Source organism: Bacteroides sp. MSK.18.37 (genome assembly GCF_019129155.2).
GTDB lineage: Bacteria > Bacteroidota > Bacteroidia > Bacteroidales > Bacteroidaceae > Bacteroides > Bacteroides ovatus.
In genome coordinates, this window is record NZ_JAHOIB020000001.1 from 2778808 (window position 1) to 2801773 (window position 22966).

At 45.7% G+C, this 22966-nt stretch carries 16 protein-coding genes; 8 read left to right on the plus strand and 8 right to left on the minus strand.

From position 1 onward, the window contains the following. Window positions 1-31: 31 nt before the first annotated feature. From KSX81_RS11430 to KSX81_RS11450, 5 genes are all read right to left on the minus strand, one after another. Complete coding sequence (locus KSX81_RS11430; RefSeq protein ID WP_217725596.1) at window positions 32-985, minus strand: glycoside hydrolase family 18; 954 nt, start codon at window positions 983-985, stop codon at window positions 32-34. 64 nt (window positions 986-1049) lie between these two features. After that, window positions 1050-2651, minus strand: coding sequence for a RagB/SusD family nutrient uptake outer membrane protein (locus KSX81_RS11435; RefSeq protein WP_217725595.1), 1602 nt, complete (start codon window positions 2649-2651; stop codon window positions 1050-1052). Between the two features lie 18 nt (window positions 2652-2669). Further along, window positions 2670-6014 (minus strand): TonB-dependent receptor, encoded by a 3345-nt coding sequence (locus tag KSX81_RS11440; RefSeq protein ID WP_217725594.1) that lies wholly within the window; start codon window positions 6012-6014, stop codon window positions 2670-2672. A 221-nt stretch (window positions 6015-6235) separates the two neighbouring features. Continuing rightward, window positions 6236-7249 carry a FecR family protein gene (locus KSX81_RS11445; RefSeq protein ID WP_217725593.1) on the minus strand — a complete coding sequence of 338 codons (1014 nt, stop codon included), beginning with the start codon at window positions 7247-7249 and terminating at the stop codon, window positions 6236-6238. Window positions 7250-7306: 57 nt separating this feature from the next. Then, window positions 7307-7849, minus strand: coding sequence for an RNA polymerase sigma-70 factor (locus KSX81_RS11450; RefSeq protein WP_004296886.1), 543 nt, complete (start codon window positions 7847-7849; stop codon window positions 7307-7309). A gap of 251 nt (window positions 7850-8100) precedes the next feature. Here KSX81_RS11450 and KSX81_RS11455 point away from each other — a divergent pair, with 251 nt between their 5' ends. The 7 genes from KSX81_RS11455 to KSX81_RS11485 all read left to right on the plus strand — a co-directional run bounded on the left by KSX81_RS11455 (window position 8101) and on the right by KSX81_RS11485 (window position 15745). Beyond that, window positions 8101-11514, plus strand: coding sequence for a DUF2723 domain-containing protein (locus KSX81_RS11455; RefSeq protein ID WP_217725592.1), 3414 nt, complete (start codon window positions 8101-8103; stop codon window positions 11512-11514). Between the two features lie 108 nt (window positions 11515-11622). Continuing rightward, a complete protein-coding gene (locus KSX81_RS11460) occupies window positions 11623-12237 on the plus strand; it encodes a polysaccharide deacetylase family protein (RefSeq protein ID WP_004296883.1) in 615 nt (204 codons plus the stop codon). A 685-nt stretch (window positions 12238-12922) separates the two neighbouring features. Beyond that, window positions 12923-13153 carry a hypothetical protein gene (locus KSX81_RS11465; protein ID WP_004296881.1) on the plus strand — a complete coding sequence of 77 codons (231 nt, stop codon included), beginning with the start codon at window positions 12923-12925 and terminating at the stop codon, window positions 13151-13153. Window positions 13154-13252: 99 nt separating this feature from the next. Next, the gene (locus tag KSX81_RS11470) at window positions 13253-13744 is read left to right on the plus strand and encodes a hypothetical protein (RefSeq protein WP_004296879.1); all 492 of its coding nucleotides are present in this window, start codon (window positions 13253-13255) and stop codon (window positions 13742-13744) included. A 20-nt stretch (window positions 13745-13764) separates the two neighbouring features. Further along, window positions 13765-14400, plus strand: a complete 636-nt coding sequence (locus KSX81_RS11475) for an outer membrane beta-barrel protein (RefSeq protein WP_004296878.1) — start codon at window positions 13765-13767, stop codon at window positions 14398-14400. Window positions 14401-14505: 105 nt separating this feature from the next. Further along, window positions 14506-15225 (plus strand): hypothetical protein, encoded by a 720-nt coding sequence (locus KSX81_RS11480; RefSeq protein ID WP_004302923.1) that lies wholly within the window; start codon window positions 14506-14508, stop codon window positions 15223-15225. A 49-nt stretch (window positions 15226-15274) separates the two neighbouring features. Beyond that, window positions 15275-15745: a lipocalin family protein gene (locus KSX81_RS11485; RefSeq protein ID WP_004307810.1), complete on the plus strand. Its 471-nt coding sequence runs from the start codon at window positions 15275-15277 to the stop codon at window positions 15743-15745. Window positions 15746-15986: 241 nt separating this feature from the next. Here KSX81_RS11485 and KSX81_RS11490 read toward each other — a convergent pair whose 3' ends face one another. From KSX81_RS11490 to kduI, 3 genes are all read right to left on the minus strand, one after another. Beyond that, window positions 15987-17228: a DUF4861 domain-containing protein gene (locus KSX81_RS11490; protein ID WP_217725591.1), complete on the minus strand. Its 1242-nt coding sequence runs from the start codon at window positions 17226-17228 to the stop codon at window positions 15987-15989. Between the two features lie 258 nt (window positions 17229-17486). Then, complete coding sequence (locus KSX81_RS11495) at window positions 17487-18290, minus strand: gluconate 5-dehydrogenase (RefSeq protein WP_004296873.1); 804 nt, start codon at window positions 18288-18290, stop codon at window positions 17487-17489. A 40-nt stretch (window positions 18291-18330) separates the two neighbouring features. Further along, on the minus strand, window positions 18331-19173 hold the full coding sequence (gene kduI, locus KSX81_RS11500; protein WP_004324192.1) for a 5-dehydro-4-deoxy-D-glucuronate isomerase: 843 nt from the start codon (window positions 19171-19173) through the stop codon (window positions 18331-18333). 429 nt (window positions 19174-19602) lie between these two features. Here kduI and KSX81_RS11505 point away from each other — a divergent pair, with 429 nt between their 5' ends. Continuing rightward, window positions 19603-22965, plus strand: a complete 3363-nt coding sequence (locus KSX81_RS11505; protein ID WP_004296870.1) for a SusC/RagA family TonB-linked outer membrane protein — start codon at window positions 19603-19605, stop codon at window positions 22963-22965. Window position 22966: the final 1 nt, after the last annotated feature.

The following is a 22966-nucleotide window of genomic DNA, read 5'->3' on the forward strand; positions in this document are numbered from 1 at the left end:
TTCACAATAAATAATCTCTTAGTTATGCCCCTTATTTGGACGGGTTCATTATTTGGATAGCTAGCCGACTAGTCTCATAATTCATCTTCGTATGATAGTAATCATCACCCAAAGCATAGATAGCAAGTCCGCCTACAGGACCCAAAGAAACAACACGGTTTGTCATCTCGGTAACAGCGTCCAGTTTTTCACCTTCTTCATCCACTAGCTTTTCATTAATCTTGGCGGAGAGCAATAGTTTCTCTTTAGGGATTGAGAAGTTTTCTATCACGCCTGCCACATAGAGTTTCAAATCTACGGCAGAGGTAATCGTAGCAGTGTTCAAGACTACATAATCCAGCTTATTCAGATCTGCGGCATCCATAAAGGCAGGATCACCTTCAAATACCAACAGTTTGCCATCTCCTACAGCAGTAGAAAGCTTGGAAACGATTAATTTGGCCGCTTCACGACGGGCAGTCTGTTCAGCCTCCGTTCCTCCATAAAGAGGAGTACCTTTAATGGCAAACCCATTCATACCCAACTGGGAAGCGGCAGCAACGACCTTATCCAACCAAGCACCCAGTTTGCCAGCATCGGTCAAGGTAGGCATTTGAGCGGTATAATCCACAAAATAGAGTACCTTAATACTCTTTTCCTGTAACAGGAGAATATCCTCACAGTCATAAGAGGTCAGGCTTTCGGGATGCGCCGGAGTTACGATGTCCAATGAGTCGGGCAATGAACGGAGGTAATCACCTTCATTCTTCGACTTTTCGGCACTATTGTCGAAACTACCGTAAGTGACAAAGTGTTTGCTTTGCCTATACGTACGCAGTGCCTCCATGTAACGAGCCCAAAGTTCAGGATTCTGTTCTTTGGCATGCTGCGGATCAATATCAACAGTTTTCTGATCCGTCCAGTCGCTGCACGAAGCGGTAGCAAGCAATGCCAGCAGCAGGAACAGATGAGTGAAGATGTTAGCAATGGAAATTCTCATATTCATATCTTCTTGTTTTAGTTTCTATATCTTCTTGTTTTCTAGTTCTCACATTTCCAGTTTCATGTCCCTACGGTCTCGGTTTCTTGTCCCACCAAAGAGAAGTAGCGCCGTTATCAGGGCCACCCAACATACCGACGGCCTCCAGAATATACTGCCGGTTACCGGAATATTCGCTGGGCGGATACCACAAGCGACGTATTTTAGCTTTCGTATCGTCAATAGTACCACCACTGTTGTTCACTACCACAGGCAATAAGTGAGGATAATCCGTACGACGATATTCACTCCATGCCTCTACCGTAGAAGGAAACATAGCAATCCATTTCTGGGTAATGATACGCTCCAGATTCTTCTCGGTATATTCATCACCCTCTTGCCAGGCAACAGTAATGCTGCTAACGGCTCCGGCTGAATAAGTTCCATCCACAGGGTCAGTGTAAGCCTGCGGTGTGTTGGAAGCATTGGCAGCATAAGAAAGAGCATCCGTGGCAGGAAGTCCGTACTGTTCAAAAGAAAGAGCAATTGCTTCTTCATATAGGCTCTTGGCATCGCCTCCCATCGCCCAGCCACGCAATGCACCTTCGGCACGCAGGAAAGTGACTTCTGCCGCATTCATCCACGGATAAGGACTGGCAGTAGATATAATCGGTTTGCTATAACGGTCTATCACGCTTTCCTTGTTCACCACATCAATACCGATACGAATACCGGCAAAGCCGGACACTTTCATCGGCTTACCACCAACTGTTTCCGTGATTTCCACTTGAGTGAACATCTTCTCCCTCCGAGGATCCTGATAACCGTTCATGTAACAAAGCAAGTCGGCACCTATCCGATGGTCGGACCAGCCGTTGAAAACCATAGCGGCACGGTTTTCCTCCACCTTCATTTCGGCATTATCGGCATTGTCCGTGATAACCCCTGCTGCTACGGCATCCTGTCCCACTTGTTGTGCCGTAGTAGGATCAACATACACCATGCGGATAGCCATACGCAACTTCAGGGAATTGGCAAATTTATACCACTTGCTGACGTCACCGTAATAAACATCGTCAAACTTACGGAATGCTTCAGAACCTATCGTAAGATTTTCCTTCAACACGGAACTCACTTCATCAAGTTCCTTCAGCATTTGTTTGTAAACAGCTTCCTGCGAATCATAGGGCACATTAAGCGAAACACTACCCTGCTCGTCTATCACCTTGCTATAAGGAATGGGGCCATACATATCCGTCATACGGTGCATAATAGCTACCCGCAGCAATTTGGCAAGAGCCAGTGCTACAGGATCATCGCTCTGATCCTGCAAATCGCGGTAAAGCGGATAAGATTCGGTAAAAATATCACCATACGTCTTATCCTGCCAGTCAACAGACGGGTTATAAGTTTCAAATTTATCGGTACGCACGAGCGTAGTCCCATAATACCCGGCAAACGGACCTGCCGCCAAAGCCTCGATAAACTGATAAAGATGCTCTTTAGTAGGTACCACCAACCCTTGCAAACCTCGCAGGGTAGAGCCTATATTGTAGTTTTCGCGTCCCTGCTCATCCTTGGTCACTTCGTATTCCTTGCGGTTGATTTCATCGAAGTTGCCCGTACAGGCTGCTCCGCCCACCAGCAGAAGTCCCAGGGAGAATATCTTTAAGAAAGATTTCACTTGTTTCATACGATCTGATTTAACGGGTTAAAAGTTTATTTTCACATTCACGCCGATATTACGGGTACTCGGCAACATGAAGTTATCAATGCCTTGATAATAATTACCGGTATTCGCCACCGCTTCAGGGTCGAAAGGTGCACGACAGTAAATCATCCAAAGATTACGACCTACCACAGAGACATTGATATCACACACACCTCCCAGCCATTTGCGGGGAATGGTATAACCCACACTGGCTTCTTGAAGACGCACGTTCGTAGCACTGTAAGTGTAATACTGCGGCAATCCGCTACTGTTTCCGATGAGGCTGTAATACGTTTGCGCATCCACAAGAGTACGTCCGTTGAGCAGTACACCACCGTTGTCACGGGCTTGTGCCGAACGTTCGGACACTCCATACTGATCCATTGCCGCCTGTGTGGCAGAATAAGCAATACCTCCGATACGTGCTGTAAAGAGTGCGCTTAGACTGATACCACGCCATTCGAAGCGGTTATTCCATGCCAGATTAGCTTTCGGGAATACACTACCCAGCTTAATGTCCGGCAGGTTGTCTTCAGTAGTCAGCGCACCGGAAGGATCAATCTCCACCATGCCACTATTGTCCCGTTTCAAGTCACTCTGTGTGTAAAGATCACCCAACGTACCCCCTTTCTTCAGGATGAATCGTGCTTTACCCAGTCCGCCTACATCCAAGCGATTCTGTGTGATAGGCAATCCCGTTTCGGGATGAATATAGCTGGTCACCAAGTCTTTTATCGTATTCTTGTTGTGAGAGAGAGTGAAATTACTTTCCCAGTGCAAATGGTTGTTCCAGGTATGTCCATAACCCAATGAGAGTTCCACACCGGAATTACGCACATATCCTGTCTGCAAATAAATCTTGCTATAACCGGAAGATACGGAAACTTTCGGGTCGAAGGTTTGGTTGAAAGTATTTGCCAAGTACCATGAAAAGCCGAGGCTGAAATCCTTGAAAAGACGCATATCCAGTCCCAATTCCCACGAGTTGGTACGCTCGGGCTTCAAGTCCTTGATAGGATAGTGTGTCTTGGGCTTCCATTGCTGGTTAGCCTCATCGTATTCGTAAGTGGGCGATGTCAGATTACGGGGATAAGGCATACCAACGGAACTGAAAGAGCCACGAACCTTCATATAGTCGATAAATTCCGGCAAAGTCAGCATTTCGGAGATAACCCCCGAAAGTCCTACAGACGGATAGAAGAAACAAGGTGTAGAAGAATTGGCAAGTTGCGAAGCCCAGTCGTTTCGCCCGGTCAGTGTAAGATAGAGCATACTCTTCCATCCCACTTCCACACTGGCGAAGACTGATTGCGTCTGTTCCTGCCATTCGTCCTGACGGGCTTTCTTCTTTGTGTTGTCGAGGTCGAACACATTAAACACGTTCGGTATTCCCTTTTCACGAATCGGGCCACGATAGCTCAAATCTTCGTACCGGTTGTTCACAATGCTGGCACCCACGTTTGCTACCAGTGAGAAGTCATTAAAACGCTTGTTGATGTTGGCAAGCACGTCGGCATACGTTTGTGTTTCGTCGGGCTTGGAGATGGTATAGTGTCCCTGCGTACTCTCTTCCGTAATCGTAAGGTTAGAGCTGGCATAGAGCTTCTGTTCATACTTGGTGTGTGTGTTATCCACACGTACACGTCCCGATATATTCAACCAGTCGGTAATGTCATAACTCAATTGAGCAGACAGCATATAACGCTTCTTCTGATTCAGACGCAGATTACGGTAAGCAATCCAATAAGGATTCTGCATACGGTAGTCACCTTCTCCTTGCGGCCAGAACATCGTATTGATTTTGCGTGCCGGATCCCAACGTTCGAACACCTTGACAAGTCCGAAGTCATCGCCACGCGGGAACAGATAAACGGGCACAATGGGATTGGAATAAATCCCCTGATTCGTCATGTTGCGGTCGTTCTGAATGATGTAGCTGGCTCCTATGTCAAGTTTCATTCGATCGTTCAGGAAATTCGTCGTATTGCGGAAAGTAAAATTAAAACGGTTATAACGATTGTTGGGAACAATGCCCTCGGAGTTGACCGACGCCACCGAAAAGAAGGTCTGGTTCTTCTCCGTACCGGTAGAAAGGGTGACAGAATTGGTGAAGATCAGTCCTGTATCAAAGAAATCTTTCGGTTCATAATTGGTGCGGGAAGCGTCATTCAACTTCGCTCCCCAGCTTAGGATGGTAGAACCTCCGTCTTTCCCACGGCTTCCCGTCCCGTAGCGGTTTTGGAATTCAGGAAGCACGAAAGGACGGGCAAACTCGGTATTGCTGTTCACCGTCACTTGCAACTTGCCTACTTGTCCGCGCCTGGTAGTAATAACAATCGCACCATTGGCAGCATTACTACCGTAGAGTGCAGCTGCTGCGGCACCCGTCAATACGGAGATACTTTCAATGTCGTCCGGATTAATGTCGGCAATGCTCTCCGTAGCACCCCGTGAGTCGAATTCCATTCCACCACCGCCACCGAAGTTATACATTGGTATACCGTCGATGACGTAAAGCGCATTACTGCTTTGTTCGATAGATTTCGCACCACGCATCACTACCTTGCTGGCTCCACCTACACCGGAGGAACTGCTGTTGATAGTAACACCTGCCACCTTACCATTCAGGCTGTTGATGAAATTAGCATCTTTAATGCCGGAGATTTCGTCCGCTTTCACCTGTTGCACATTGTAGCTCAATGCTTTCTGTTCACGCTTGATACCAAGGGCAGTCACGACTACTTCGTTGAGTTGCTCCACGGCAGTGGCAAGCGTCACATTATACACGCTTCTATCTGTGACTTTCACATTTTGAGGAGTATAGCCTATATAGGTAAAATTGAGCGTGCTACCCACCGGAGCTTCGATAGAATAACGTCCTTCAATGTCCGTAATAACTCCACTGGCAGAACCCTGCACCTGAATATTGACACCGATAAGCGGCTCACCCGTTTCGTCTGTCACTTTTCCTTTGATTTGTTTATCGGAAGATGGCTTTTCCTGTGCCGGTTGAGGAATAATCTTGATGTATTTACCTTTCAATTCGTAGGTGCAGCCTGTACCTTTCAGAATGGTAGAGAGAGAATAATCCAATCCGGCTTTATCCAGATTGAGATTGAGGGCAGGTTTGTCACGCAGCAGCGAGTTATTGTACCCAATGGATAATCCCGACTGCTTTTCCACTTTCTTCAATGCTTCAATGACGGTAATATTGTTCTCACGGATGGTAATCCGCACGTCATTTTGAGCAAAAGCTGTTACTTGTAGCAAAAATAAGCTGAAAAAGAGTAGAAAACTTCTTCTTACGCCTCGCTTATCCGCTATAAATGTGTAATTTTGTAGCATTAACTTTTAAGTATTAGTTTGTTAACTAGGTTGTTATTCACGTAGATCAGATCAACAGAGTATAACACTCTGATGCAGAAAAGTTGATTATTTCATATCCGGGATGGAGTGGCGCTCTGTTCCGGATACTTTTTTCTCATGGGCAGTAATTGTGTTTTTAAGTTATTGATTTATTGAATGATTCACTTCGGCTATTTTCAATTCCGGTTTCACGCCGGTCTTTACTTCTTATTCCCTTTCCGTGTAATATAGCACTTATCTCCTTCTATCTTGAATTTCAAATTGCCCGCCACATCAACAATGATATCCATGACTTCTGCTAAAGGTGCCTTATCCTTGAACCGGAAACTCAAACGATCTTTTTTCAGCTGGTTCAAGCTGTAGACAAACGTATAATTGTATTTCCGTTCCAATACACGTATAATATCTTCTACGGTCATTTCGTTGAAAACCAGTTCGCCCCGCTGCCAAGCGGTGACATCTGCCATATCGGGATGCACTACCCGAAACTGACGGTTCTCTTTGTCATACGTCAACTGTTCGTCAGGCTGCAATACGGTCCGCTGGGTCAGATTTCCCCACTCTACCAATACACTGCCCGACAGCAATGCTGTACTGATTTCCTGATTCTCCGGATAGGCACTGACATTGAATTCCGTTCCCAAAGCAGTTACCTGAAAATCATCCGACTTCACAATGAAAGGATGCTTCTTGTCAGGCTTTACTTTAAAATTGGCTTCACCAACCAAGTAAACGCACCGTTCTTTTCCGGTAAACTGTTTCGGATATAACAAAGTACTTTTTGAATTCAACTGAACCTGGCTGCCATCCGGAAGAGAAAGATGCCGCATCCCCGCCACTGGAATGAATTCCTGTATAAGGTCATTCTGCGTTCTCTCCGCCTGCATCACCAGATAACCAAGAGATACGGCTACCACCAGTAACACAGCCGCAACGGATTGCCAAAGACGCAATATACGAATTTTGCGATTAGGGGTTACAGGGACTGAAGAAGCCGTGTGAAGACCGTTGTTCCGTTTCCACCGTTCGAGTTCCTTCTCCACATGGGGCACTTCGCCCATAGCGCGGGCTGTCGTCCAGATTTCTTTTAGAGCTTTGTCTTTTTCTACGGCATGTTCCTTATCCGTCAGCCATCCGTAGAAATTCTGCCGGATCATTTCCGAATAATGATTCTTAGTGAACGAGGTCAGTATCTGCCGAAAATAATTCTTCATATAGTTGTGCTATTAGTGGTGAATACATATATAGCACGACACAAATGCGAAGACTACTCAAATGAAATGAAGAAAAAATAAAATAAATACGATTTTTTTTAATTCAACTAGGGAAAGATAGATTTGACGCTCTACGGTACGCACTGAAATATCAAGCTTTTCCGCTATTTCCAGATGACTCATTCCTTGGATGCGGCTCATTTCAAAAATCAATCGGCGACGCTCGGGGAACTGTTCGACAGCCATTTGCAGAGCTAATTGTATTTCTTTATAATAGATAGCGTCCAGTGTATCACCCGACGGAGACAAATCCTTGAAAAGACTTTCTTCCATCTGTGCCTGTTGGTAAGACCGTTCTATGCGCTTATGCTTAAGAAAATCAAAAATGGCATGTTTGGTCATAGCATAGATATATTTATCTATCCCGGGGTTATCCTGCCAAATCTGCGGTTTGGCCCATAGTCGCGTGAAAACGTCCTGTGCTATATCATCCGCGTCCTGCCCCGATTTAAGGAGCATCAATGCGAAATTCTTCACCAGCGAATAATGTGCCTTGAAGACCAGATCGAATTCTTGTTCCAGTGTTATGTCTTTGTCCATTACTTCACAAGCATTTGTTGTCAGTAAGCAAAAGTAGAAAAATAAATCAAGACTTTAGGTCAGTCTTACAGAAGAAAAAACAAATTCCTTACTTGCCAACACACAAGTTCCCGCCTTCCGGAAGAGTGAAAGAGATAGTAAATCACCCCTTTGTTACTTAATATTTCTTACTTTCTTCCTCATTATCCTTACAAATCACTATCTTTGCGACCTCATAATTTGTTTTTAACGAATAAACTACGATAGTGCTAATGAAACAGTACAGAACCGTAAACAACCTTATGGGTTGGCTTACATTCATCATTGCGGCAACCGTCTACTGCCTGACAATAGAACCGACCGCAAGTTTCTGGGATTGCCCGGAGTTCATAACCACCGGCTATAAACTGGAAGTCGGACACCCGCCCGGCGCGCCTTTCTTCATGCTAGTGGCGAATCTGTTTTCTCAATTTGCTTCCGACGTAACAACTGTTGCTAAAATGGTGAATTACATGAGTGCCCTCATGAGTAGCGCCTGTATCCTGTTCCTTTTCTGGAGCATCACCCACCTGGTACGCAAACTGATTATCACTGACGAAAACAATATCACCAAAGGACAGCTTATCACAGTGATGGGTAGCGGACTGATCGGTGCACTGGTTTATACATTCAGTGACACATTCTGGTTCTCGGCCGTGGAAGGTGAAGTATATGCCTTCTCCTCCCTGTTTACCGCTGTTGTTTTCTGGTTGATTCTGAAATGGGAAGACGTAGCCGACCAGCCGCACAGCGACCGTTGGATTATCCTCATCGCCTATCTGACGGGATTGAGTATCGGTGTTCACTTGCTGAACTTGCTTTGTCTGCCCGCCATCGTACTGGTATACTATTACAAGAAAACTCCAAACGCTACCGCCAAAGGTTCGTTAATTGCGTTATTCGGCTCAATGGTACTTGTTGCAGCCGTGCTTTACGGCATCGTACCGGGTATTGTGAAAGTAGGCGGCTGGTTCGAGTTGTTGTTTGTCAACGGACTCGGAATGTCGTTCAATTCAGGTGTAGTGGTTTATATTATTCTGCTTGCAGCGGCTCTGATCTGGGGCGTATACGAAAGCTATACCGAAAAGAACAAAACACGCATGGCTATCTCCTTTATCCTGACGATCGCTTTGCTGGGTATCCCATTCTACGGACACGGAGCCAGCAGTATCATCATCGGTATTTTGGTTATTGCCGCACTGGGACTTTATCTTGCTCCGAGTGTACAGGCTAAAATCAAAGAGAGATGGCGTATCACCGCCCGCACCATGAACACAGCATTACTGTGCACCATGATGATCGTAATCGGGTATTCTTCTTACGCACTGATCGTTATCCGTTCTACTGCCAACACTCCGATGGATCAAAACTCACCGGAGGATATATTCACCCTGGGCGAATACCTCGGTCGTGAACAATACGGAACCCGTCCGCTCTTCTACGGCCCTGCTTTCTCTTCGAAAGTGGCACTTGACGTAAAAGACGGCTATTGTATTCCGCGCCAATCGGAAGCAGGAAGTAAGTTTGTCCGCAAGGAAAAGACTTCGCCCGACGAAAAAGACTCTTATATCGAACTTCCCGGACGTGTGGAATACGAATATGCACAGAATATGCTTTTCCCGCGTATGTACAGTTCGTCACACGCACCGCTCTACAAACAATGGGTAGACATCAAGGGATATGACGTTCCTTACGACCAGTGTGGAGAGATGGTGATGGTAAACATGCCTACCCAATGGGAAAATATCAAATTCTTCTTCTCCTACCAGCTAAACTTCATGTACTGGCGTTACTTCATGTGGAACTTTGCCGGACGGCAGAATGACATACAGGGTAGCGGAGAAATTGAGCACGGCAACTGGATCACCGGTATTCCGTTTATCGACAACCTACTGGTAGGTAACCAGGAATTGCTTCCGCAAGATCTCAAAAACAATAAAGGACACAACGTATTCTACTGTCTGCCGCTGATTCTCGGCTTAATCGGACTCTTCTGGCAGGCTTACCATAGCCAGCGAGGTATCCAGCAATTCTGGGTGGTATTCTTCCTGTTCTTTATGACAGGTATCGCTATCGTGCTCTACCTCAACCAAACTCCTGCACAACCCCGTGAACGAGACTATGCGTATGCCGGTTCGTTCTATGCCTTTGCCATCTGGGTAGGTATGGGAGTGGCAGGTATCATCCGCATGTTGCGAGATTATGCCAAGATGCAGGAACTTCCGGCAGCCGTTCTGGCTTCAGTGCTCTGTTTGTTCGTCCCCATCCAGATGGCGGGACAGACATGGGATGACCACGACCGCAGCGGACGCTTCGTTGCCCGCGACTTCGGACAGAACTACCTGATGACTTTGCAGGAAGAAGGCAACCCGATTATCTACACCAATGGTGATAACGATACCTTCCCATTGTGGTACAATCAGGAAACGGAAGGTTTCCGTACGGATGCCCGCACCTGTAACTTAAGTTACCTGCAAACAGACTGGTATATAGACCAGATGAAACGTCCGGCCTACGATTCTCCGTCACTCCCTATCACTTGGGACCGTGTGGAATACGTGGAAGGACAAAACGAATATATCTCTATCCGTCCGGAAATGAAAGCTCTTATCGACAGCTATTTCAAACAGGCAAACGAACTGGCTGCACAGGGAGACACTACCATATTGTCGCTCGTTCACTCCATCTTCGGTGAGAATCCTTATGAACTGAAGGAAATCATCAACCGCTGGATGCTTGGCAAGAACGACCAATTGAAAGAACTTCTCAAGAAGACAGGAAAAGAGATACAGCTTCCGCTCATCCCTACGGACAGCATCGTCATGAAGATAGATAAGGAAGCCGTACGCCGCTCCGGCATGAAAATACCGGAAGCTCTGGGCGACTCTATCCCCGAATACATGACAATCACCCTTAGAGACGCCAACGGCAACCCGAAACGCGCCCTCTACAAGAGTGAGCTGATGATGCTCGAAATGCTTGCCAACGCTAACTGGGAACGTCCTATCTATATGGCAATCACCGTAGGAAGCGAAAACCATCTGGGCATGGGCAACCACTTCACACAGGAGGGTCTCGCCTACCGCTTCACTCCGTTCGATACGGACAAACTGGACAGCAAGATCGACAGTGAAAAGATGTACGACAACCTGATGAACAAGTTCAAGTTCGGCGGTATCGACAAGCCGGGTATCTACATCGACGAGAACGTGATGCGTATGTGCTACACGCACCGCCGTATCTTCACGCAGCTCGTAGGACAGCTTATCAAAGAAGGTAAGAAGGACAAGGCACTCGCTGCACTCGATTACGCCGAAAAGATGATTCCGGCAATCAACGTACCGTATGACTGGGCAAATGGCGCCTTCCAAATGGCAGAGTCTTATTATCAACTGGGACAGAACGAGAAAGCCAACAAGATTATCGACGAGCTTGCCAACAAGTCGCTCGAATACATGATCTGGTATCTTAGCCTGAACGATAACCAGCTTGCCATTGCCAGCGAAAACTTCGTGTACAACGCCAGTTTGCTTGACGCCGAAGTCCGCCTAATGGAAAAATACAAATCAGAAGAACTCGCAAAACATTACTCTACGCAACTCGATCAGCTATACAACGAGTACGTGACGAGAATGAAAGGGAAATAATTTAGGTATGAAGTAATAAGTATTAAGTATTAACGTAGCTTCCGGCATGTTTTCCGTAAGGTATAATACTTAATACTTATTTCCTAATACTTCAAAACACAGACTCTCATGTTTATAGAACAACCACCTTGGCTTTTCCGGGCGTTGTATCCACAAGCTATCTTCCGGATGGACCCGAATGAGCGGGCAGTCTATCTGACTTTCGACGACGGCCCCATCCCCGAAGTAACTCCCTGGGTACTGGAAATACTGGAAAAGCATCATATTAAAGCTACCTTTTTCATGGTAGGCGACAATATACGCAAACACCCGGATGAATACCGGATGGTGGTAGAGCACGGACACCGCATCGGTAACCATACTTTCAACCACATCCGTGGATTTGAATATTCCAATCCGGATTACCTGGCAAATGCCAGAAAGGTAGATGATATTATTCATTCCGATCTCTTCCGTCCACCACACGGACACATGGGATTCAGGCAGTATTATACGTTGCGCTATCATTACCGCATCATTATGTGGGATCTCGTGACCCGCGATTACAGTAAGCGGATGCGCCCGGAACAAGTGCTGAACAACGTGAAACGCTATGCGCGAAACGGTTCTATCATCACTTTCCACGATTCGCTGAAGTCATGGAATAACGGTAACCTGCAATACGCACTTCCCCGTGCCATCGAGTTCCTGAAAGAGGAAGGTTATGAATTCAAGGTGTTATAATCTTTGAAAAAACAGAAACTTCGAAAAGAGCAGAGCTTCCTGATAAGAAAGAAAAGGTTTCTGATGAATAAAAAAGCTCCCTGATAAGAAAAAAAATATAAGCCGAGGTATTATGCCCCGGCTTTTGTAGTTTAAAGCCCGTTTCGTGTCCAAAATTGAAAGATCCCTCCTCTTTCTTATAAGATGCCAGCGCAACCGCATTTCGCCTGGTAAAGGGCAAAAAGAGGGCAAAACAACCTGCATTCAAAAAGTTTCTGATTCACATTACCATTTCCAACCGTATTTTTTTATACATTTGCAACGGTCTCTTCCGCAGAAAGCCTCCGGGTGGCGAGGGAGAGACGTTTATATTGAGAAGACGTTTACAAGCGTTTGTCATTTGTGTTCAGAACTTCGCAAACTTTGACCTATCGGAATGACTAACAGCAACAAAGACGTCCTCCTGATGTGTATTTATATACATCCGTGCCTCACTTTGGAAAACAAAGGGAGGCTACGGGTGTTGTACATATCGGCGTGGGCTTTCTGCGTTGTTCGTTCCCGATAGTTGGCATTGCGAAGGCCTTGAACACGGAACGGACGAAGGTGAGAGATTCCCACGCCTTTTCTATATATTCCTGTCAACAATAGATTGAATTGTCCGCCCAACAGGAGTCTGGGGGACACACATAAGCAGAATAGGCACATGATTCATGCGGGACAACTTATTGAACGCACGCTTCACGAACAGGGACGCACCGTCACCTGGTTCGCTACCCAATTATGCTGCACACGCCCCAATGTTTACAAGATATTCCGGAAAGAGAATATCGACATCCACCTGCTCTGGCGCATCTCCTGCATCCTCGGCCATGATTTTTTCCGCGATCTTTCCGACAGCATCAATACCGGAAACTTCCCCAGTGTATCCAAATAGGATACAATTCCGTATCGTTCTTGGAACTATGCTTTCACCCGGTAGTATACTCCTTTCGCATACCTTTGCAGGCATATTAACATATAATCACAAAAGGACATGAAAACGAAAAAACTATTTCTGATTATTGCTCTGGTTGTCAGTTGTGCCGTCGGAGCCCATGCGCAAAAGACGGTCTTCAAGTTTCGTGATGCACAGGCACGTGCAGGCGATGCAGTTACTGAAGTTTGTGTCAAACCCACAGTTGTCGAGGTGAAAATACTGGAAGATAAGGGACGAATCAAGGATGAATGGACACTAAGCAAAGAGGAAGTGGAGATCGCCATGAAAGGAGAACTTGACAACATCCGTGCATGGGGGACGTATCTGTCCACCATCAAATACAACTGCGATGTCATCATGGGAGCCACTTTCAAAGTGGAAGATAATGAAAAAACAGGGGGATACACGGTTACAGTAGTAGGTTATCCCGGCATCTTTGTCAACTGGCATCCTGCCACCCAGGACGATTATGAATGGATACGTCTGCAGAAGTTATCACCCACGGATGGAAAAAGCCAGATAGCACCTGTCGTTAAGAATAAGAATTAATCACTAAAACATAAATAACAATGAAAAAAGTACTATCAATGATTGCCGCACTCTTATTGTGCGTAGGAACTCAAGCGCAAATCGTATCATCCAGAAGTGCAATCGTCAAAACAGAGAAGCAAGCCAGCAGCACACAATGGTTCTTGCGTGCAGGTTTGAATATCATGAACTTCTCCGGTGACGGAGCCGAAGGAGCTGACTCAAACATCGGATATAACGCAACATTTGGCTACCAGAAGCCTTTAGGCAGCACAGGAGGATACTGGGGAATGGAATTTGGACTCGGCTCCCGTGGTTTCAAAGTGGAAGACACGAAGTGCATGGCTCATAATATACAATACTCTCCGTTCACATTCGGATGGAAATTTGCAGTGGCGGACAATGTTCATATCGACCCGCATGTAGGAGTCTTTGCCAGCTACGATTACACGAGCAAAATGAAAGCAGACGGAGAGAGCATCAGTTGGGGAGATTACGCAGATTACATGGAAGTTGACTACAATCATTTCGATGCCGGTATGAATATCGGTGTAGGAGTCTGGTACGACCGTTTCAACCTGGATCTCACCTATCAGCGCGGATTCATAGATACATTCAGCGATGCCGACGGATTCAAGACCAGTAACTTTATGATTCGTCTAGGTATTGCCTTCTAAGGACAACCAAACCTCAATAAACCATATTATTTATTCAGCGTCCACGATCTTTTCTCTTCGCAAAAAGGGCCGTGGATGCTGTTTTCTTAAAAATAACGGAATATGATGACCAAACGACAATTTCTGGCAATCATGTATCTGCTGACGGGAGTTATCCCGCTGATAGCACAGACTTTCACCGAACAGAAAAAGAGCTATCCCGTCAGTGCAGACGGCAATAAATATGTGGTCAGCGGATTTACCCCTTTCAGCAGCATGCATGACGAGAACATCTACGCTAATGCACTGTTATGGACCGTCAAAAATGTCTGTCCGCAGCTACGGGAAGGGATCACAGAGGTAAACGTACCGGCTAAAAACTTCAGTTGCGATCTGATACTTGCCTCGCAAGCAGATTCAAATCAGAAGAATACTTACTATTGCAAAGCCCTGTTTCAAGTAAAAGACGGCAAGCTGGTCTACTATCTTTCCAATATACGGATAGAATCATCAGCAGTGATAATGAAAAAAATAACTCCCATGGAGAAGCTGCAACCGGACAAGAAAGCATCTCACAAAGAAATCATGGATGACTTCGTACAGGTGGAATCGCAAGTATTGAATAAAATGTTCGACTTCATCGTAACGAACCAACTTTCACCAATCACTCACTGGAATGAAATCAGTATCAACAAGCCGGTGAAAGGCATGACGGAAGATGAATGTCTGCTGGCCTTCGGCAAACCGCAGACTATTCAAGAATCAAATGGAGAAGTGCAATGGATGTATTCCAGCTCGTTCTACCTATTCTTCAAGAATGGACATGTGGAAACGATTATCAAATAATCCCATAAAAACAAATCATCTCAAAATCAAACAATTAAAACAATTTATTATGAAAACAATCTGGAAAGCAACCGTTTGCATAGTTGCAGTATTACTGTCGTTCAGCATTTATTCCTGTGGCGATGACGACGATGACGCTGTCGGTTCACGCGATTTATTGTTAGGAACATGGAATGGAGTGTATTATCTTTCACAAGAATGGGAAGATGGTGAAAAGGTAAGTGACTCTAAAGAAGATTTTGTAAATGGAACCAACCGTTATTCCATAGAGTTCAAGGAAGATGGTACGTATGTAGAAAAAGATGTCTACAACTCCTCCGGAAGTACTAATTATTATCACGGTACATGGAGCTACTCCGGTAATAAGCTGACTCTCATCGACACTGAAGAGGATAATTACACAGAAGTGTGGACAGTGACCACAATGACAGAGAATGAATTAGTCTATGAACTTCGTGAGAAAGAGAAAGAAGACGGAACGACATACGAATATTACGAACAACACGCTTTTACAAGATAGCTTAAGGACATTATCTTTCTTTTCCAGAAAGACACATTCTTAATTCTCTTTCTTTTTCAGAAAGATAAAAATAAGCAAAGGTTCCTTTGATAAAAAGAAACCTTTGCTTCATCTATTAGAAAAGACGCATGATATTCAATAATGAATCGCGTATTCAGTGAGTAAAAGAAATTAAAGAGGGCGTTTCGTCACACCTCGACAATCCTTCTTTTTTGACTGTATAAGCAATTCAGCACATTAATTAATATGCCACCGCCAACGGAGTACGCAATTTCTGCGCATATTCAGTCATATATTTATTCCAGGCATCCGGAGTCTTGATAGCCGCCTTATCCCAGGCAGATCCCCAGTAATAAGTATATTCAGAACCAGGCTCATATTCGCTGATAGCCAGCACATGACCGTCGGCTCCACCACGATCTTTCTTTTCCTTTTCGGAAAGAAGAACCACTTTCGCCTCTTTTACCTGTGCAGGGAATGCAGCACCCACAAATATCTTACCGTTTGCACCGCTACGGTCAGTTGTAGGATCTACGTAAGTGATATAGCCATTTGCAGCATCTGCCACAACCGCACCGTCCGGTTCACGCAATACAAGTCCTGTAGTTACCGGCATTGCTTCTTTCAAATTGGTATATGAAACAACTGTTTTATTTAGATAAGAACCTGCATCCAAGGAGATGACGCGTGTTTCCACCACGTTAGAATCTCCACGGACCACCAGCGGATAAAACTCCAGCTTCACCGTGAAACGCAGCGGACCATTATCAAGGATTTCCTGTGTGCGATAGCAGTAAGGATAGATAATAGTGTCACCTGCCATCAAAGCGGCAACGCCGGCGCCCAACGTGGGACCTACGGCATAGCAATCCATACCGTATCCATGATCGATATGGTAAGAGATGGCATTCTGCAATTCGGAAGCGGCTTTCGGATCTGTCTTTTTCAGTTCGGCTATCTTGGCACGCTTTTCAGGATTAAGTTCTTCAGCATACAGAGATTCCAAAATCGGCTCCGTAGTATTATACTTCGTAAAAAGATCATAGCCAAAACCACGTTCTCCACGAGCCTGCAAAGCAGGACCATAAGCACGGAATCCGCCAAGATCATTCTCCCAGGCTACGTCGTCCAGACGTTCGGGGTAGTATTTACCGCAAGCAATGACATCAAAAGGTGCCGGTGTGCCCGGTTGAATGGTATAAGTAACCACACTGTTTCCCCCTACCGTAACGGGGAAGACCACCTTCTCATCATACGTCACCTGATAAGGCACTTGCTGACCGTCGACGTCAAGCACCACAATCTGTGCCGTATCCGCCAGTTTCAATTTAGCGACCACATCGCTCATCGGCACTTCAACCATCTCCCCTGCCCGTTCAAGAGCCAAAGAATTGGTCACTGTGACTGTCATTGACTGCTTGCTGTCGGCACAAGAAGCAAAACCAATCAAGGCTACAACAAACAGAATTAATATCTTTCTCATAATTAGTCTACATTGAATGAATAACATATACTTTGCAAATCAGAGGCTATTATATCCGGCATGTTGGATGTATAGCTCCAACGCGTCAGCTATATATATCCAACGTGTTGGAGCTATATGTTCAACACGTTGGGCATATATGTCCAATAAATCGGCCATATAGCTCCTGCAAAGGGAATAATAAAAAATAAGGTGACAGATGAAAAGAGGATGCTCTTTGCCATTCTATCACCTTACCGGAATTTCTTCTATCAGCTATTATTTCGGTTGTTTTCCGATATAAGCAAGAATACCACCATCTACGTAGAGAATGTGACCGTTAACAGCGTTAGAAGCTTCAGAAGCAAGGAACACGGCAGGACCTGTCAGTTCTTCCGGATCCAACCAACGACCGGCAGGAGTCTTAGCGCAGATGAATGAATCGAATGGGTGACGGCTTCCGTCTGCCTGCGGCTCACGAAGAGGAGCAGTTTGCGGAGTAGCGATGTAACCCGGGCCGATACCATTACACTGGATGTTGTATTCACCATATTCAGAACAGATATTGCGAGTCAGCATCTTCAAACCACCCTTAGCGGCAGCGTAAGCAGATACAGTTTCACGACCCAATTCAGACATCATAGAACAGATGTTGATGATCTTACCTGCACGTTTTTCCATCATAGCCGGCAAAACAGCCTTAGCAACGATGAATGGAGCATTCAAGTCGATGTCAATTACACGACGGAAATCAGCAGCATCCATCTCGTGCATAGGAACACGACGGATAATACCTGCGTTATTTACAAGGATATCAATTGTACCTACTTCTTTTGCAATCGTAGCAACCATCGCCTGAACAGCCGGTTCGTCTGTCACGTCGCATACATAACCGTGAGCTTTGATACCTTTTGCAGCATAAGCAGCCATACCTTTGTCTACCAACTCTTGATTGATGTCGTTAAAACAAACTTTAGCGCCTTGTTCTGCAAATGCAGAAGCAATAGCAAATCCGATACCATAAGAAGCACCTGTAACGAGAGCTACTTTACCTTCCAAAGAAAAATTCAAAAACTGATTCATAATTCTTTTTGTTATTAAATTAGGAAAACTATTGTAGTTGTTATTTCAAATCTGTAATCAACGAGAAGTCCTGATCGCCGTAGTCGAGGTTCTCGCCACCCATTCCCCAGATAAAGGTATAGTTGTGGGTAGCAGCAGCCGAGTGGATTGACCATTCGGGTGAAAGAACGGCCTGATCGCCTTTCATCCATACGTGACGCGTCTCGCCTACCTCACCCATGAAGTGGCAGATAGCATGATCTTCGGGAATTTCGAAATAGAAGTAGGCTTCCATACGACGGCTGTGTACGTGTGCCGGCATCGTGTTCCACACACTTCCCGGAGCGAGTTCCGTCATACCCATCTGCAACTGGCAGGTAGGCAACACCTGATTCACCAGCATCTTATTGATGTTGCGGTGATTGGAACCTTCCAAAGAACCCATTTCAGCTACTACGGCATCGGCTTTCGTCACCTTACGGTCGGGATAATTGCGATGTGCAGTCAGTGAGTTGAAGTAGAATTTAGCAGGATGAGTAGCGTCTTTGCTTTCGAAAGTCACTACGCGGTCGCCCGAACCCAGATAAAGAGCTTCTTTATAGTCCAGTTCGAACTCTGCGTCGCCTGCTTTCACAATACCGGGACCGCCAACATTGTAGATACCCATTTCGCGACGGGTGAGGAAGAACGGAGCTTTCAGCGGATCAATCGCTTCGAGCGTCAGCACCTCTCCTACCGGAAGCGCACCACCTACCACCATACGGTCGTACATGGAATATACCATATTTACTTCATTGGGGACAAATATCTTTTCGATTAAGAAATCTCTGCGAATTCTTGTTGTATCATAACTTTTTGCATCTTCCGGATGCGCAGCATAGCGAATTTCATAGTTCGTTTTCATACCTTATTTATTTATAGTTATTGAATAAGTTCTCTATTCTACGTGCACTTCGTTTACGTACACGATGCAAAAATAGCAAAAGAAAACGGGTTTACCTTGCAATTTTGTTCCAATTATCCACCAAAAATGTCCAGAATCCGTGCAATGTATACTTTTTTAACGAACTATAATACGTTTTGGGAGAGATTTCTACTTAATGCAATGAAAAAAAGAAAGAAGCCTCTATCTCTCGAGCCGCAAGAACAAATAATATAAAATATAGAACAAGAAAAAGTATCTAATTTGCCAATTCAGCTAATAATTAGCAGTCTACACCGTTAAAATTGCATAAATAGGAGGCAATGTATTATAACACTAATTATAATATATTAGTTTTGTAAATGTTTAAATAGCAAGCAAAATCAACAAATACGTCAAGATATACAACTTATGACAATTATTAAAAGACGGACAGAAGATACTTTAATAAAGATAGGAGTGATATGCATTTACATGCTTCTATCCATTAACCTAACTTATGCCCAAATAAAAAATATAACAGGAATCATCATTGATGAGGAAAGCCGGGAACCATTGACAGGTGCTTCTGTCACAGTGAAAGGCAGTCGGCAAGGCTGTATTTCAGATCTGGATGGAAAGTTTAGTCTTCAACCAACCCTCCCCGGACAGCAAATGCTGGTTATTTCTTACATAGGATACCAAACTATCGAAGTGCCTGCCCGGCATAATATGATGGAAATCCGGTTGCGTCCGAACGTGAACGAACTGGATGAAGTAGTAGTGCAGGTAGCGTATGGCACTGTCCTCAAAAGATCAATTACCGGGGCTGTTTCCGTAGTGGACAGTAAGCAAATCGAAATGCGTCCGGTCAGTTCTGTTATCTCCGTGCTCAACGGAGCAGTACCGGGGCTACAGACAATTGACGGAGTGGGGCAGCCTGGTATCGAAGCGGAAGTCCGGATCCGGGGATACAGTTCGGTGAACGGAAGCAATAAGCCGCTTTACGTGGTAGACGGTATGCCCTATACGGGATGGATCACCGATCTTAATCCGGCAGACATAGAAAGCGTCAGCGTACTGAAAGATGCTGCTTCATGCGCATTGTACGGTAGCCGGGCTTCGAATGGTGTGATTTTAATTACCACCAAAAAGGCGAAGAAACAGGGAGTTTCTCTTCAACTGGACATTCGCCACGGCTTCAGCGCGCGTGGACAGGGTGATTACGAACGTATGAATGCCAATCAATTCATGGAAACGATGTGGCAGGGGTATCGCAACCAGCTTATCAGCAACGGCAGTAGTCCCGAAGAAGCGACCATCGCCACCAACAATGACATTATCAGCAAAGTAGGAATCAACATCTATAACAAAGCCGATAATGCCCTTTTCGATGCAAACGGTCATCTGGCATCCGACGCCCGGATACTGGACGGATATAAGGACGATCTCGACTGGTATTCTCCCTACACACGTAACGGTCACCGCCAGGAATACAACCTAAGCGGAGAATCCGGCAATGAAAAGAACCGGATCCGTTTCTCGCTAGGCTATCTTAATGAAGACGGATATACCAGGAAAAGTGATTTCAATCGTCTTAGCGGCTCACTCAACGCTGACTTCACCCCACGCCCATGGCTAAAAACGGGCTTGTCGCTCGGAGGCACTCACCAGAAAACGAACTGGGATATAGGAGCCGCCGGAAGTGCGCAATCCAATAACCTGTCGAATGCATTTTACTTTGCACGGAGAATAGCACCTATCTATCCGGTGCACCTCCACTATACAGAGGATGTATTTGCCAGCGACGGCTCATTGCTTCATTCCAAAGGAGATTATATCCTGAACGAAGAAGGCGGAAAACAATATGATGACGGTTCGGAAAGCCGTTCGGAATCGGATGCCGCCAGCAATGGACGCCATCTACTGTGGGAAAGCGAAAAGAACAAGTTGTGGAACGCTGCCAATACCTTGCAAGGAAATGCCTATGTGGACGTTTCTTTCCTACGCGATTTTACATTCTCATTGAAAGGCAATATCAGCCTGCGCAATATCGAGGACAGCCAATACGGAAATGCGGAAATAGGCGCTTACAAGGACACTGGTTTTATCAGCAAGATCGATCAGGAATATAAGGAATACACCCTGCAACAGCTACTGGCATGGAAACACCAGTTCGGCAGGCATTTCGTAGAATGGATGGTGGGGCACGAGAACTATGATTACAAGCTTAATTTCGACGCCATACAGAAAAAGAATGAGAGCTTTCCCGGAATAGACGAACTTTCAAATTTCACCACCACAACTTACAGTGAGGGATATAAAGACACCTATCGTACAGAGGGTCACTTCACACGGGCCCGGTATGACTACAACGAAACTTATTTTGCCGAAGCTTCTTTCCGGCGCGACGGTTCCTCCATCTTCCATACAGACCATCGCTGGGGTAACTTTTGGAGCGTAGGTATCGGCTGGATGCTTTCCAACGAAGCGTTCCTGAAAAACGTGTCGTGGCTGAACCGCCTCAAGTTACGGGTTTCTTACGGGCAAGTGGGAAACGATAACTTCGGAAGCAGTAATGGCCTGTACCAGTGGATGTCTCTCTACGGCTCTGCCGTCAACGGTGGAGAAGCCGCTTACTACAAAGTGCAGAACGAAAACCCGGAACTAAAATGGGAAACGAATTCTTCGCTGAATATCGGTCTGGAAACTCGTCTTTTCAACCGTGTGAACCTAAGTTTCGAATACTATAACAAGCATTCGGACGACTTGCTGTTCAAGTTTATCCAACCACTATCTGCCGGTGCCACTGACTCATCGACAGGCCTTTCCACCGTCTGGCGAAACATTGGAGACGTTTCCAATAAAGGATGGGAATTCTCTGCCGACGGGGATATCATCCGCAACCGGGAATGGGAATGGAATGTAGGTTTGAACCTTTCCAAAGTGAAAAACAAGATCGGAAAACTGCCGGATAAAGATCGGGAAGAGGGAATTACGAACGGAGATTTCCAGAAGTTCAAAGAGGGACACAGCATTTATGAATTCTGGCTGTACCAGTATGCTGGCGTAGACCAGATGACAGGTCGCAGTGTATATCTGCCGGACTTCAACGCTTATTACATTGCCGGAGAGGATGGAAAAACACCCGTAAACGGAGAAGAGAGCACCGAAGGTAAAAATCCGATTCCGACAGACAGTTGGGTAGACATCAACGGACAATATTATACAGGCGACCCGAGATATGCACGCAAAGACTGGTCGGGCAGTTCATTACCGAAGATAAACGGCTCGGTCACCACCTCTCTCCGCTGGAAAGACCTGACTCTGTCCGCCCTGATGATTTTCAGTTGCGGTTCCAAAGTCTTCGACCAGCCTTATCAGACTCTGACATCGGTAGGCGTACATTCATTGACTCCCGATTTACTGAATGCATGGACAGCAATCCCCGAAGGCATGACGCCCACATCGCCCAACCGTCTCGATCCATCGGGTATTCCGCAAGTGAATCTGGATGCAACGATCAATGGATATAACAGCCAGAAAGCATCTACACGCTATATTGTAAGCGGTGACTATCTAAGCATCAAGAACATCACCCTCTCCTATCGCCTGCCCGCCACATGGAGCAAACGATTGACACTCGGCGGCATCCGTTTGCATGCTGCCATAGAGAATGTCGCCCTGTTCAGCAAACGCAAAGGGCTGAACCCGGTACAGACTTTTGACGGAATCGTCAACAATTATACGAGTATCGCCCGTGTTTTCTCGTTCGGAGTCAACATTAACTTATAGC

Bases quoted from the DNA above. Each gene is read 5' to 3' on its own strand.
- KSX81_RS11475 (WP_004296878.1), top strand. From the start codon at position 13,765: ATGAAAAAAGTACTATCAATGATTGCCGCACTCTTATTGTGCGTAGGA.
- KSX81_RS11455 (WP_217725592.1), top strand. From the start codon at position 8,101: ATGAAACAGTACAGAACCGTAAACAACCTTATGGGTTGGCTTACATTC.
- KSX81_RS11435 (WP_217725595.1), bottom strand. From the start codon at position 2,651: ATGAAACAAGTGAAATCTTTCTTAAAGATATTCTCCCTGGGACTTCTG.
- KSX81_RS11485 (WP_004307810.1), top strand. From the start codon at position 15,275: ATGAAAACAATCTGGAAAGCAACCGTTTGCATAGTTGCAGTATTACTG.
- KSX81_RS11445 (WP_217725593.1), bottom strand. From the start codon at position 7,249: ATGAAGAATTATTTTCGGCAGATACTGACCTCGTTCACTAAGAATCAT.
- kduI (WP_004324192.1), bottom strand. From the start codon at position 19,173: ATGAAAACGAACTATGAAATTCGCTATGCTGCGCATCCGGAAGATGCA.
- KSX81_RS11480 (WP_004302923.1), top strand. From the start codon at position 14,506: ATGACCAAACGACAATTTCTGGCAATCATGTATCTGCTGACGGGAGTT.
- KSX81_RS11430 (WP_217725596.1), bottom strand. From the start codon at position 985: ATGAATATGAGAATTTCCATTGCTAACATCTTCACTCATCTGTTCCTG.
- KSX81_RS11440 (WP_217725594.1), bottom strand. From the start codon at position 6,014: ATGCTACAAAATTACACATTTATAGCGGATAAGCGAGGCGTAAGAAGA.
- KSX81_RS11505 (WP_004296870.1), top strand. From the start codon at position 19,603: ATGACAATTATTAAAAGACGGACAGAAGATACTTTAATAAAGATAGGA.
- KSX81_RS11495 (WP_004296873.1), bottom strand. From the start codon at position 18,290: ATGAATCAGTTTTTGAATTTTTCTTTGGAAGGTAAAGTAGCTCTCGTT.
- KSX81_RS11490 (WP_217725591.1), bottom strand. From the start codon at position 17,228: ATGAGAAAGATATTAATTCTGTTTGTTGTAGCCTTGATTGGTTTTGCT.
- KSX81_RS11460 (WP_004296883.1), top strand. From the start codon at position 11,623: ATGTTTATAGAACAACCACCTTGGCTTTTCCGGGCGTTGTATCCACAA.
- KSX81_RS11450 (WP_004296886.1), bottom strand. From the start codon at position 7,849: ATGGACAAAGACATAACACTGGAACAAGAATTCGATCTGGTCTTCAAG.
- KSX81_RS11470 (WP_004296879.1), top strand. From the start codon at position 13,253: ATGAAAACGAAAAAACTATTTCTGATTATTGCTCTGGTTGTCAGTTGT.
- KSX81_RS11465 (WP_004296881.1), top strand. From the start codon at position 12,923: ATGATTCATGCGGGACAACTTATTGAACGCACGCTTCACGAACAGGGA.